We start from the raw sequence: 11,776 nt of genomic DNA, 5'->3' as shown, positions 1-11,776 counted from the left end.
GTGGCCTCCTAAATAGTTAGGCTCACCCTTTAAATAATTCAGTCTAATCAAATCATTGTATAAAACATAAAACAGCCCACGCATTTATACTCCGCGTGGGCTGTTCGTCATTTTCTCTCATTATTTCGTTATGTTAAGTTTAACAACAGTTTAATATCCTCTTCTGAAAGGGATTGACTCGTTGTTTCGCCTGGTTGAATCACTGTATCAATCAATTCGCGTTTCTTCTCTTGAAGCTGATAAATCTTCTCTTCAATGGTCCCTTCAGCGATTAAGCGATGGACATGGACAACCTCTTTTTGACCCATTCGGTGGGCACGACCGGCCGCTTGTTCTTCGACAGCCGGGTTCCACCATAAGTCATACAGAATTACTGTATCTGCCCCGGTTAAATTTAGTCCGGTTCCGCCAGCTTTTAGTGAAATAAGGAAAATCGGTTTTTCTCCTTCGTTAAAACGCTCAGCCATTTCAACGCGCGCCTGACTTTTCGTTTGGCCATCAAGATAAAAGAAATCATAGCCTGCCTCAGTTAACTTTTCTGCCATCACTTTCAACATACTTGAAAACTGTGAGAAAATCAGTAGACGGTGATTATTGGCGAGTCCTGTTTCAATTAAATCTAAGAGTTGAAGTAACTTACCTGATTCGCCTTCATAGTTATCTAAAAACAACCCCGGATGACAACAAATTTGTCTCAGTCTTGTGAGTCCCGCTAAGATTTTCATTCGACTTTGTTGGAAACCTTCGGTTTTTAACTGCGCCGCTGTTTCTTCTTGAATCTTACTTAAGTAAGCTAAGTAGACTTTCTTCTGATCATCAGTGAGTTCTGAATACTGTAAGGAATCAACCCGGTCTGGGAGTTCTGTTAACACGTCCTGTTTAACCCGGCGTAAAATAAACGGCCGGACAATACGGGCAATTTTTTCTGGTGCGAGCTTTTTAAAGTCTTTTTTCGCCGGAAAAAGGCCTGGCATTAACACATGAAACAGTGACCATAACTCATCCAGTGAGTTTTCAATCGGTGTCCCACTTAAGGCAAAGCGTTTGCCAGCTTTTAGCGAACGAATAGCTTTGGATATTTTCGTCGCATTATTCTTAATCGCTTGTGCTTCATCTAAAAACAGAATCGGATACGTCTCTTGTTTTAACACATCAATTTCTTGACGGACCATCGGATACGATGTGATCCAGACATCTGGTGATGTTGTTTGCCACATAGCTTCGCGTTCATCTTTTGTCCCGTAGAACACTTTGACATGTAAAGATGGGGCAAACTTTTTAAATTCGCGCTCCCAGTTAAAAATAAGTGAGGCCGGTGCAACAATAAGGCTGGTGATTGAAAAGTATGATCTTTTTCTTCCCATAACTTTAAGATGTAACTAATCGCTTGAACGGTTTTACCAAGACCCATATCATCTGCCAGTACCCCACCAAAACCGTAATGCGCGAGCGTATTAAACCACTGGAAACCATCAACTTGATAATCACGTAAAGTCGCTTCAATTCCTTCTGGTAACGATACTTCTCGCGTTTCTGGTTGTTTTAAGTCTCGTAAGAGACGCTTAAAGGCTTGTTTATAAGTGGCTTGATTGGATTCGCTCATCATGTCATCGATTTCCATACTGTGATAGAGCGGTAAATGGACATGTTCATTCGCAAGGTCATTCGCCTTGACATCAAAACGTTCAACGAACTGATTGATTGTTTGGAAAACGTCGGTATCAAGCGGCATAAATTGACCGTTTGCCAGGCGATGGAACTTTTTCTTCTCTCTCATTGACGTTAAGACACTACCAATCTCTTCAGATGGGATATGCGAAAAATCAAAGGCGATATCAAGTAATTGATTGTCATGGTCAACATCTGACGTCATCGTTGGGTAGTGACGTTCTTCAAGGAATAAGTTCTTTGCCTTCTCCCTCATAAAGATATCTAAGTACTCGCTTAAGATGGAGAGATGTTGATAAAAGAAGTTAAATTGATCGGCTTCTTCTAACAGGTAAAGGATGTCTTCATCTCGCACGAACTGCGCTTGGCCTAATAAATACATAATCTGTTGTTCTTTATTGGAATCTGTCACCAACAGTTTGTCTTCTACAGGACCTAAAAACGGGTTAAAGGTCGTTAAGCCATATTGGAACTCAAGCTTCGCCGTCAGTATGTGATTGTCATAATCGACATAAAGTTTTGCTTGTAATGGATGCTTTTCAATCTCATCTTTAATGCTGGGTCAATGATGACCTCGCCAATTTTATCAAGCTCAGGGGCAACGTCTGATAAGAAATCCAGCATTTGTTCATGGTTGAAATAGAGCCTGTCCCCGCCTGAATCATGCATCAAACTGAAACATGTCCACACAACCGTTTCTTGTTCTTCCGCTAAAGTGTAAAACTTGTTGTCTTTATTTAGATACAGATAATTTTCTAGGAATTGATACGTTTCTAAGTTCTTAAATAGCAACACATAACGATCCTCTTTTTTAGACAGTTCAAATTTCAGTGGTGGCTTTTTATCCATCACCTTTAATACTTTTGTCGGCTTATAGGTCGTATCGTTAACGATTGTTGTCCGTTCTGCCAGTAAGGGTAATAAATCTCTTGCTGCTTTAGACGTTAACATAATCGCGCGAGCTTCATAATCAAACCGTCCGTCACCGAAACGTTTTTGTTCATTGATATAGGTTCTTAAGTATGAAAGAATCGTCTCATCTTCCGGTGTAAACGTATGGTTATCCGGTTCATAGCTAAATTTAGACGTAAAATTTAATGATTGATGCCGATCGATATGTTTTAACAATTGATCGATTGACTTCACAACATAGGCCCGTTTTTCACCAATTTTTAAATCAAGCATCATATGAAGACCGTTATAATAACTATGTTGAATACTGATAAAATACTCGACCGTTAAAGGCACTCGATCCGTTGACGCTGTCTGTTGAAATATTTGTTTTTGTCGCATCGCTTTTAAGTGATTAACAAAAACTTGACTCCATTCGGCTTCTTGTGACATCATTTGTCCTGGTTGCTTCATACCGTTATCTTCAAATTTTTCAACTAACTCAAGCATCACTGCCGCCACATGCTTACATGTTCCGTAATCACTAAAAGCCGGACAATCACAGTCATAATCTTTAAAAGGATGTTCCGTGTAAATGATCACATCATAATCAAACTTTGACCCCTCAACCGTTGCTTCCCATTGGTGCAGTTTTCGGTTACGCACGACATTATGGACACGAAAGTTATTATAATAATCATACCCCCTCTTGAAAAAAGTCGGCTGAAATGCGCTTTTACCTCTTCATATGTGAATAATTGCATCGTTGTCACCTCTACCGTTATTTCCGTAAAAAATCTGTTTATAGTATAGCATAACTCCACTTTTTAAATAGAGACCAATTCAATAGTGGGGTGAAAAAGCATTTATATAATCTTACACTCTATCTATCATATTCATCAACCCTATACTATAATTATCAAGTACATAAACGTTGATATGACTGATATGCAACCGCTAGTTGACAAACTTCCAACTAGGTTGGTAGTGATTCAAACCGGGTATTGCTATACTGAAAGCATCAAAAGATGGAAGGATGATTCAAATGATCCTCGCGGATAAGCTCATCAAACTAAGAAAACAATTTGGGTGGTCTCAAGAAGATTTAGCTGAGAAAATGAACGTCTCGAGACAATCCGTCTCAAAGTGGGAAAGTGCTTCTAGTATTCCTGATCTTAATAAGATTATTAAATTGGCCGATATTTTTGGCGTGAGCACAGACTACCTATTAAGAGATGAGGTAGAAGAAGCAGAACAACTGACAGAAGATAATGACCCTCTCTTAAAACAAGTCTCACTAGAAGAAGCTAATGATTATGTTGAGAAAAAACAACAAACAATTAAAAACGTCGCTAAAGGTGTACTGTTGTGTATTTATGCGGTGATTCCACTCTTTTTCTTTCTTGCTTTAGCTGAAAGCGGAACTTTACCCGAGAACATAGCCGTTATATTTGGTCTTATGTCATTATTTGTGATGATCGCAATTGCTGTGGCGATTTTCATTCGCAGTAACCAATATGAAACATTGTTTAACACGTTTGAGAAAACGCCCTTTGAACTCACTTACGGTGTGGATAGTGTTTTCAAACAAAAGTTAGAAGATTTCCGTCCTACTTATCACAAACGCGTGTCTTTATCGGTTGCGATGTATGTTCTTTCGGCTACTCCACTGATTACAATGAGCCTGCTTGAAGCATCGGAAACAGTTATTTTGCTGATGCTTGTCACCTTAATGTTCATTGTCGGTTTAGCTACGTATCTACTCATACCGGTCGCAACAACTTTTAGTGCCTATCAATGTGTCCTAGGTGAAGGAGAGTATTCTAAAGAAAAGAAAGAAGGCGCTAGTCGAGACGAACAACTCGCAGCCTTTTACTGGCCACTCGTGACCGCCATTTATATCGGTTGGAGCTTGTGGACGATGGGCTGGGGCTATACCTGGATTGTGTGGCCCATCGCTGGTATTCTTTACGCTTCCTTACTTGGTCTCGTTAATTTATTATCAAAAGATAAGTCTCATAATCACTCGGCATAAATCATTTATTAAATCAATAGTGTCTCAACAACAGGCTCATAGAGCCTGTTTTCTTTTAGGTCATTCCTTTTATAAACTTTACAGTTTATTCTTTTTTGAAATTGTCATCCACAAAGTGACGTGCTATACTTTTACTATTGTTTGTGAATGACTTAACATGAAAGGAGAGAATGGATGTGAAAGCATTAGTTATATTTGCACACCCACGGAAAGAGAGCTTTTCTCACGCTTTATTAGATCGTGTGACATCAACACTCAAAGAAAAACAATATGATGTAACCGTAAGAGACTTATATGCGATGAATTTTAACCCGATCCTTGATTCAGAAGATATGATTCACATTGAAGAAGGCCAGTTTGTTAGGGGAAATACACACTACCCGCCAGATGTACAAACGGAAATGACACATCTGTTGGAGAATGACGTCTATATTTTTATCTTCCCAAGTTGGTGGAATGGTATGCCAGCAATCATGAAAGGGTATATCGATCGTGTATGTCAACACGGGTTCTTCTACAGCTTTAAAGATGAAACAGTCGCTCATCACTTTAAAGGGAAACGTGCTCTATTTTTCACCCCTACCGGTCAACCCCAAGTGATTGATGGTAAAGAGAATCCCCTTACAACCGCCATAAGAACGGTCACGTCAGGCTGGTTATTTAACGCCAATAAAGTAGACGTTATTGACCACGTCTTTTATGGTCGTGTCCCATATATGAGTAGAGATGAACTTGAACTGTATCTACAAGATGCACAAGAAAGAATCTGGGCTTTATAATACGTTTTAAGAAAGGAATGACCTATGACATTTCGAACACTGATGTACCATGAAGTAAGAAAAGAAAATGAATTTAATCCAGCACATAAGAGTCACATTGACGTCAAACAAAATTATGACGATATCTTACCGTCACCACTCTTTGTTACGTTAGAACAATTTAACCAACAGATGCAGTACCTTTATGAAGCAGGCTTTCACACCTTAACGATTGACGAGGTCAAAGCTTTTTATTTCGAAGGCAAACCGTTACCAGAAAAAAGTATCTTACTCACATTTGATGATTGTTTCCAATCACTCAAACACTACACGTATCCCGTGTTAAAAAAATACGGTTTTAAAGCACTGAGCTTTGTCGTCACGGGCTGGCTGCATAGTGAAACATTGCCTTTCAATCCCGACAAGTCTGTTTGCCTGGCTGAAAAAGACTTAAGCGAGATGAGCGATGTCTTCACCTTTTGTAACCATACGCATCACTTCCATCAGCGCAGCAGTGAAACGACGAGTATGCTGATGACAGAATCAGCTGATGCGTTTTTGTATGACTTGGCGACATGTAACAATTACGCTATTGTATCTGAAAAGGATGTCTTTGCTTTTCCGTTTGGTCTATTTAATGACGATAACGTTGAGACATTGAAAAAAGCCGACTTTAATCTTAGTTTTACGACAGAGCCTGGTGTGAACACGAAAGAAACAGAACCACTTAAGCTCCGCCGAGATGTTGTGCCTTATATGATGCCATTTGAAGGGTTTAAACAACTTGTATCAGAAGATTAATCTACATTAAAAAAGCATAAAAAAGAGAGACGATTTGTTATGAAGAAGGGATGAATGAAAATGAAAAAAACATTACACGTACTACTTATATTATTACTAGGCTTAAGTTTACTTGCAGCCTGCGGGTCAAATAACGACACATCAGAAGAGGAAAACAATACAGATGACGCTTCAGAAAACTTGTCACCAACTGGTGAAACGATCACGATTGGTACACTTCCAGCAGAAGGGAGCTTACCGATTATTCTTGCCTTAGAAAAAGGGTATTTTGAGGACTTAGGTGTTAATGTTGAGATTAAAACATTCACCTCACCAAATGATCGTAATGTCGCCTTACAAGCAGGTGAGTTAGATGGTACGATTGGTGATGTGATGACAACCGCTGCTTTTGTTGACAGAGGGATTGCACTAAAGATCACATCAGATATCAATGAAGATTTTAAAATTTTATCTTCGCCTGATTCAGGTATTACATCGATGAATGAGTTAGCTGGTCAAGATGTTTCCCTTGTGCCAAACTTTATTTTAGAGTACATTATGGATGAATTCGCAGCTGAAGGTGACTTCACTTACACTATTGTTGAAATCCCATCATTTGCTGGTCGTGCAGAAGCTTTACTTGAAAACCAAATTGACGGCGTGATTTTCACTGAACCACAAGCCGGTCTACTCGTTCAGCAAGGCGCTCATTTACTCGGAAGTTCAAAAGAAGCGGGCATCAAAGGTGGGACGCTTCTCTTTACAGAAGAAACCATCACCGACTATCCGGCCGACTTAACTGCCTTTTATCAAGCCTACAACCAGGCTGTTGACTACATGAATAAAACAGACGCCACGGAATATAGTGACATTCTAACAACCTATCAATTCCCTGAGGCGATGAGTACTTACCTTAATAATAAACCCGATCCATATGAACACGCGGGTGTGATTGATGAAGACCAATTTAACCGGATCATTGAATGGACCGAATCAAAAGGACAGATTACGAGTAGCTATACCTATGATCAGTTAACGGACTTTTCGTTTATCAATAAGTAATTAACTCAAGCATTAAAAATATTAAGATGAAATAAAACCGGATGTGATCTTCTCAAAAGATAATCACATCCGGTTTTCACTTCGTATTTTTCAAGCTTTATCTCCAGCGCTTTTCATTAAAGCCACGGTGTTAACTTCTTTTCTAACACATCGATAAACCCGAAAAAAACACTCCCTAAAAGACTCAGCGCCATAATCCCGCTAAACATTTCGACATAGTTCATTTTCATCCACGCACTTAAAATAAAATATCCGACCCCATACGTTGTCGCATAGTTCTCCGCAAAGAAAAGTGTCGCAAGTGATATCCCGATACTAATTCTTAAGCTCGAAAAAACCCGAGGTAAAATCGCCGGGAGAACGACGTAACGATATTGATGTTGTCGTTTAGCTGAAAAAGACTGCATCACCTTAAAATAGTGTGGGGGGATGTCTTTTACCCCGTCTCTGACTGACAACATTAACTGAAAGACAATGATAAACAACATTAACATCACCTTCGATACATTCCCTAAACCAAACAACAACATAAAAACAGGTAAAAAAGCGACTTTAGGAATGGGGTAGATCACATAGAGGAGTGGTGACAACAACTTATCTAACACCTTCCTTCGACCAATAGCGATACCGATCGGTAACCCAATCAGTAAGGCGAGGATAACGGCCACCAGGACCCTCAGTAGACTCGCACCCATATGGATGATTAATGGATTAAGATGACGAAAAAAGTAGTCGAACGTTTCTACGGGTGCAGGAATGGTTCGCGTCGCAATAACTAAATGAAGCACATACCAGATCACAATCATTAGCACGAAACCAATCAGCAGGGGTTGATGAAAACTTCTTTTTAACTTACTCATGCCTTACTCGCCCCTAACTTTAACTGTTCTCTCACGTAAAAACATTGATCATAAAAAGCTTTAGTCTCACGGCTCAAGCTTTCCTGTTTTTCTTTATTCATTAAAAATTGGCAGTGACCTTGTGGATGTAAAATAATAATGTCATCACCTAAAAACACCGCTTCTTCAATATCATGCGTCACAAAGATACTCGTCATAAGGCGTTCTGATTGTAAGTCTAAAAATAATTGTTGGATCGTTTCTTTTGTCATCGCGTCAAGAGCGGATGTTGGCTCATCCATTAATAATAAATCAGGTTGTGTAATCAGTGTTCTCGCAAGCGCCACCCGCTGTTTTTGACCCCCACTCAGTTGATGAGGATAGTAATTTTTACAGTTTAATATATTAAGTGACGATAGTAAATGATCGACTGTTTCGTCGGTATCTGTTTTACTTCTATCCTTTGACATCTTGAGCGGCATCGCCACCGCTTCAGCAGCTGTTTGCCACGGGAAAAGGCCTAAGTCTTGAAAGAGAAAACTCGTCTTCTCTCTGACATCACGGATCTCGTCTCCTGCGATAGTCATGTGTCCTTTGGCCGGCTTAATAAAGCCTGCTAGTAAGTGCAGGAGGGTCGTTTTTCCGACACCAGATGGGCCGATCACCGCATAGATTTTCCCTTCGTCCAATGTCATATTCAGCTGGTCGAAAATCACGTGTCCACCCACTTGATACGTGACGTTATCCAAAGTTATAAAAGGTTTCATTTTGTCACATCTTTCTTAATTATTGCGGAGGATTTTCTCCATTCTTTTTCCTTTTGCTAATTCATCAATTAATTTATCTAAGTAACGAATCTCGCGCATCACTTCTTCTTCAATGTTTTCAACCCGTACACCACAAATCACACCCGTAATTTGGTCACGATTGGGATTGAGCTTTTGTGCATCACGAAAGAAGTCTTTCATTGGTTTTTCTAGTGCTTGTATTAATGTTTCATCATGATAGCCGGTCAACCACTCAATGATGGTATCGACTTCCTCTTTCGTTCGGTCTTTTCGTTCAACTTTTTTAATGTATAACGGATAAATCTCTCCAAATGACATCTGATAAATCTTTGGTTCACCCATCATGAACACTCCTTCTGTTGATTCTCGTTATTTTAACTCTTTTACATAGCACGCATCAAAAAACCACCGTTAATCTGTAGTATATCACAGGCAACCGTGGTTTTTTGATGACTTGATTCTATTTTTCTTGATTGAGTCGTGTTGATTAACGTTGGAGTTCTGGGACATCTTTTAACGCGATGATCCGTTGATTATGACTGCCTCTAAAATCTAAACTTAAATCACGCTCGGCCAAAATAAACGGCCCATCGACTAAGACATCGCAGTAGCTTAACAACTCTGTATAGTCACCACCGAGTGTAAGTAGTTCTTCGAGTGTATATCCTGAATACGCCCAGATGTTTTTACCCGCTTCTTTCAGTCTTTTTGCGACATGTTTCACACCGCTCGCTTGAAAGAACGGATCGCCTCCTGATAAGGTGACATCTGTCAGCGGATTCGATAAAACTTCCTCAACAACCGCATCAATCGTCATCTCACTGCCGTTTCGAATATTCCAGCTTTCTGGATTATGGCATCCTTTACAGAAGTGCGGACAACCGCTAAAGAAGAGGACCGTTCGAAGTCCAGGTCCATCAACGACAGAATCATGAAGAATATTGAGTACACGTAATGACTCACTCATCTTATTTCCCCTGGTGCTTGACACGTTCAGATTCCTCGCGACGCTTCGCACTGTTCCATTTTTTCATATCGCCTACTAAATAGCCGGTGATACGTCTAATCCGCTCAATCTTTTCTTCATCATGATTGTCACATGTCGGACACGACGTATTAATAATACCGGTATAACCACAAGACGTACAACGGTCAACTGGGTGGTTAATAGAACCGTAACCGATATTAGCCTTTGCCATCGCTTTGACTAATGTATCGAGCGCTTGGGTGTTTTTCGTTACATCTCCATCAACTTCAATATAAGAAATATGCCCACCATTACAAAGGTTATGATATTTTCCTTCCACATTAATCTTGTCAATCGCTCGGGTATTGTAATAGACCGGTACATGGAAAGAGTTCGTATAATAATCACGTTCAGTGACACCTGGAATCATACCAAAAGTGGCGCGGTCTTTTTTCGTGAACCGACCAGATAAGCCTTCTGCCGGGGTCGCGATTAGGCTAAAGTTTAAATCGTACTGCTTAGATGCTTGTTCCACTTTTTCACGCATATAAGAGATCATTTGAAAACCTAATTCATCTGCCTTTGTACTTTGACCGTGATGTTCACCCGTTAACGCCACGAGTGCTTCGGCTAGACCGATAAAACCAACACTTAGCGTGCCTTGTTTTAACACCTCACGTACTTCATCTGTTGCTTGAAGTGTCTCACTGTGTTTCCACACACCTTGGCCATAAAGGAAAGAAAAATGTTGGGCTTGTTTTTTCGCTTGAAACTCGAAGCGTTCTAACAGCTGTTTAATGACAACATCCAGCACGCGATCTAATCGGTAATAGAAATCATCCAGTGAAGTAGCAACAAGACCTAGCTTCACTAAGTTAACCGACGTAAACGATAGATTTCCGCGTTCAATACTATTATTGTCCCCGTGGCGATTATCCATCACTCGTGTGCGGCACCCCATGTAAGACACTTCCGATTCTTTCGTGCCATTATAATGCACGATATTACATTCAGCATCAATAAAGCTAAAGTTAGGGAATAAGCGCTTCGCTGTTGTTTCAAGGGCTAACTGGTACACATCATAGTTTGGATCTGTTTCACTAAAGTTTACGCCTTGTTTCATTTTAAAGATTTGAATTGGAAAAATTGGTGTTTCTCCGTTACCAAGACCCGCTTTTGTCGCTTGTAGTAAGTTTTTCATCAACATCCGACCTGCTTTTGATGTATCGGTACCATAATTGATCGAGACAAACGGTACTTGGCCCCCGCCACGTGAATGCATCGAGTTACAGTTATGGATAAAAGCTTCGCACGCTTGATACGTTGAACGATCCGTTTCTTGCCAAGCGATATCATCTAGCTCTGTTTCAGTCCAGTTGGTCGGGTAAGATTGTAGGCGTTCTAAGTGTTTTTTATGTGTCTTTTCAACATATGGGGCTAAGTCGTAATCAAACATCGGATAACTCTGACCACCGTGCTGCATATTTTGATTAGATTGAAAGATAATCGATGAAAGTGCCATCGCACTCATAATATCATTTGGTTCACGCATAAATCCGTGACCCGTATTAAAACCGTCCTTTAATATTTTACCGAGCGGAATTTGGGCGCATGTTGTCGTACCCGTTGGATAAAAATCCAAATCGTGTGGATGGATGAAGTTCTCTTCCATCATTCTAACAACTTCTTCTGATAAGAGCTTTTCTTTTGCGAAAAAACTTTGCCGCTTCAGAACCAAACTTCGACATTTGCCCCATTGGTGAGGCACCATCTACATTCGCATTTTCTTGAATAAGATCTTGATTACTCACCTCTACCACTTCTGTTAAGGCGTCAATTAAGCTTGTTCCTTTATTTCTGTCATCACTACCATAAAATCCACTCCTTAAGCATGTATGTACAATATATAGAATAGTTAACTGATACGAACACTATATGTTGTATTATTCTATCATAAGCCTTTCTCATTTTATAGTGAATTTTGTCAC

At 39.9% G+C, this 11,776-nt stretch carries 8 protein-coding genes and 2 pseudogenes; 4 read left to right on the top strand and 6 right to left on the bottom strand.

The features are described from left to right. Positions 1-128: 128 nt before the first annotated feature. Positions 129-3,128 (bottom strand): annotated as a pseudogene (locus tag JCM19043_RS18625) (DEAD/DEAH box helicase). Positions 3,129-3,595: 467 nt separating this feature from the next. On the opposite strand from JCM19043_RS18625, the gene JCM19043_RS04290 reads away from it, so the two are divergent. The 4 genes from JCM19043_RS04290 (at position 3,596) to JCM19043_RS04275 (ending at position 7,194) form a co-directional block, all read left to right on the top strand. Continuing rightward, positions 3,596-4,594 (top strand): helix-turn-helix domain-containing protein, encoded by a 999-nt coding sequence (locus tag JCM19043_RS04290; RefSeq protein WP_197274734.1) that lies wholly within the window; start codon positions 3,596-3,598, stop codon positions 4,592-4,594. Positions 4,595-4,770: 176 nt separating this feature from the next. Beyond that, the gene (locus JCM19043_RS04285) at positions 4,771-5,373 is read left to right on the top strand and encodes an NAD(P)H-dependent oxidoreductase (RefSeq protein ID WP_062320284.1); all 603 of its coding nucleotides are present in this window, start codon (positions 4,771-4,773) and stop codon (positions 5,371-5,373) included. Positions 5,374-5,397: 24 nt separating this feature from the next. Beyond that, positions 5,398-6,153, top strand: coding sequence for a polysaccharide deacetylase family protein (locus JCM19043_RS04280; RefSeq protein ID WP_062320282.1), 756 nt, complete (start codon positions 5,398-5,400; stop codon positions 6,151-6,153). 60 nt (positions 6,154-6,213) lie between these two features. Further along, positions 6,214-7,194: an ABC transporter substrate-binding protein gene (locus tag JCM19043_RS04275; RefSeq protein ID WP_062320305.1), complete on the top strand. Its 981-nt coding sequence runs from the start codon at positions 6,214-6,216 to the stop codon at positions 7,192-7,194. Between the two features lie 116 nt (positions 7,195-7,310). Here JCM19043_RS04275 and JCM19043_RS04270 read toward each other — a convergent pair whose 3' ends face one another. The 5 genes and pseudogenes from JCM19043_RS04270 to JCM19043_RS04250 all read right to left on the bottom strand — a co-directional run bounded on the left by JCM19043_RS04270 (position 7,311) and on the right by JCM19043_RS04250 (position 11,626). Then, positions 7,311-8,054: an ABC transporter permease gene (locus tag JCM19043_RS04270; protein ID WP_062320280.1), complete on the bottom strand. Its 744-nt coding sequence runs from the start codon at positions 8,052-8,054 to the stop codon at positions 7,311-7,313. Further along, entirely contained in the window at positions 8,051-8,800 is a 750-nt protein-coding gene (locus JCM19043_RS04265; RefSeq protein ID WP_062320278.1) for an ABC transporter ATP-binding protein, read from the bottom strand. Before JCM19043_RS04265 ends, JCM19043_RS04270 begins: the two co-directional genes overlap by 4 nt. A 15-nt stretch (positions 8,801-8,815) precedes the next feature. Next, positions 8,816-9,163, bottom strand: coding sequence for a DUF2200 domain-containing protein (locus JCM19043_RS04260; RefSeq protein ID WP_062320277.1), 348 nt, complete (start codon positions 9,161-9,163; stop codon positions 8,816-8,818). Between the two features lie 145 nt (positions 9,164-9,308). Further along, positions 9,309-9,788: an anaerobic ribonucleoside-triphosphate reductase activating protein gene (nrdG, locus tag JCM19043_RS04255; protein ID WP_062320275.1), complete on the bottom strand. Its 480-nt coding sequence runs from the start codon at positions 9,786-9,788 to the stop codon at positions 9,309-9,311. A 1-nt stretch (position 9,789) separates the two neighbouring features. Beyond that, positions 9,790-11,626: pseudogene (locus JCM19043_RS04250) on the bottom strand (anaerobic ribonucleoside triphosphate reductase). Between the last annotated feature and the right edge of the window lie 150 nt (positions 11,627-11,776).

The organism is Halolactibacillus sp. JCM 19043 (assembly GCF_001310395.1).
GTDB lineage: Bacteria > Bacillota > Bacilli > Bacillales > Amphibacillaceae > Halolactibacillus > Halolactibacillus miurensis.
Note: the sequence above shows the minus strand (reverse complement) of the source record. Positions and strands in the feature narration are given on the sequence as shown.

Bases quoted from the DNA above. Each gene is read 5' to 3' on its own strand.
- JCM19043_RS04260 (WP_062320277.1), bottom strand. From the start codon at position 9,163: ATGGGTGAACCAAAGATTTATCAGATGTCATTTGGAGAGATTTATCCG.
- JCM19043_RS04265 (WP_062320278.1), bottom strand. From the start codon at position 8,800: ATGAAACCTTTTATAACTTTGGATAACGTCACGTATCAAGTGGGTGGA.
- nrdG (WP_062320275.1), bottom strand. From the start codon at position 9,788: ATGAGTGAGTCATTACGTGTACTCAATATTCTTCATGATTCTGTCGTT.
- JCM19043_RS04280 (WP_062320282.1), top strand. From the start codon at position 5,398: ATGACATTTCGAACACTGATGTACCATGAAGTAAGAAAAGAAAATGAA.
- JCM19043_RS04290 (WP_197274734.1), top strand. From the start codon at position 3,596: ATGATTCAAATGATCCTCGCGGATAAGCTCATCAAACTAAGAAAACAA.
- JCM19043_RS04275 (WP_062320305.1), top strand. From the start codon at position 6,214: ATGAAAAAAACATTACACGTACTACTTATATTATTACTAGGCTTAAGT.
- JCM19043_RS04270 (WP_062320280.1), bottom strand. From the start codon at position 8,054: ATGAGTAAGTTAAAAAGAAGTTTTCATCAACCCCTGCTGATTGGTTTC.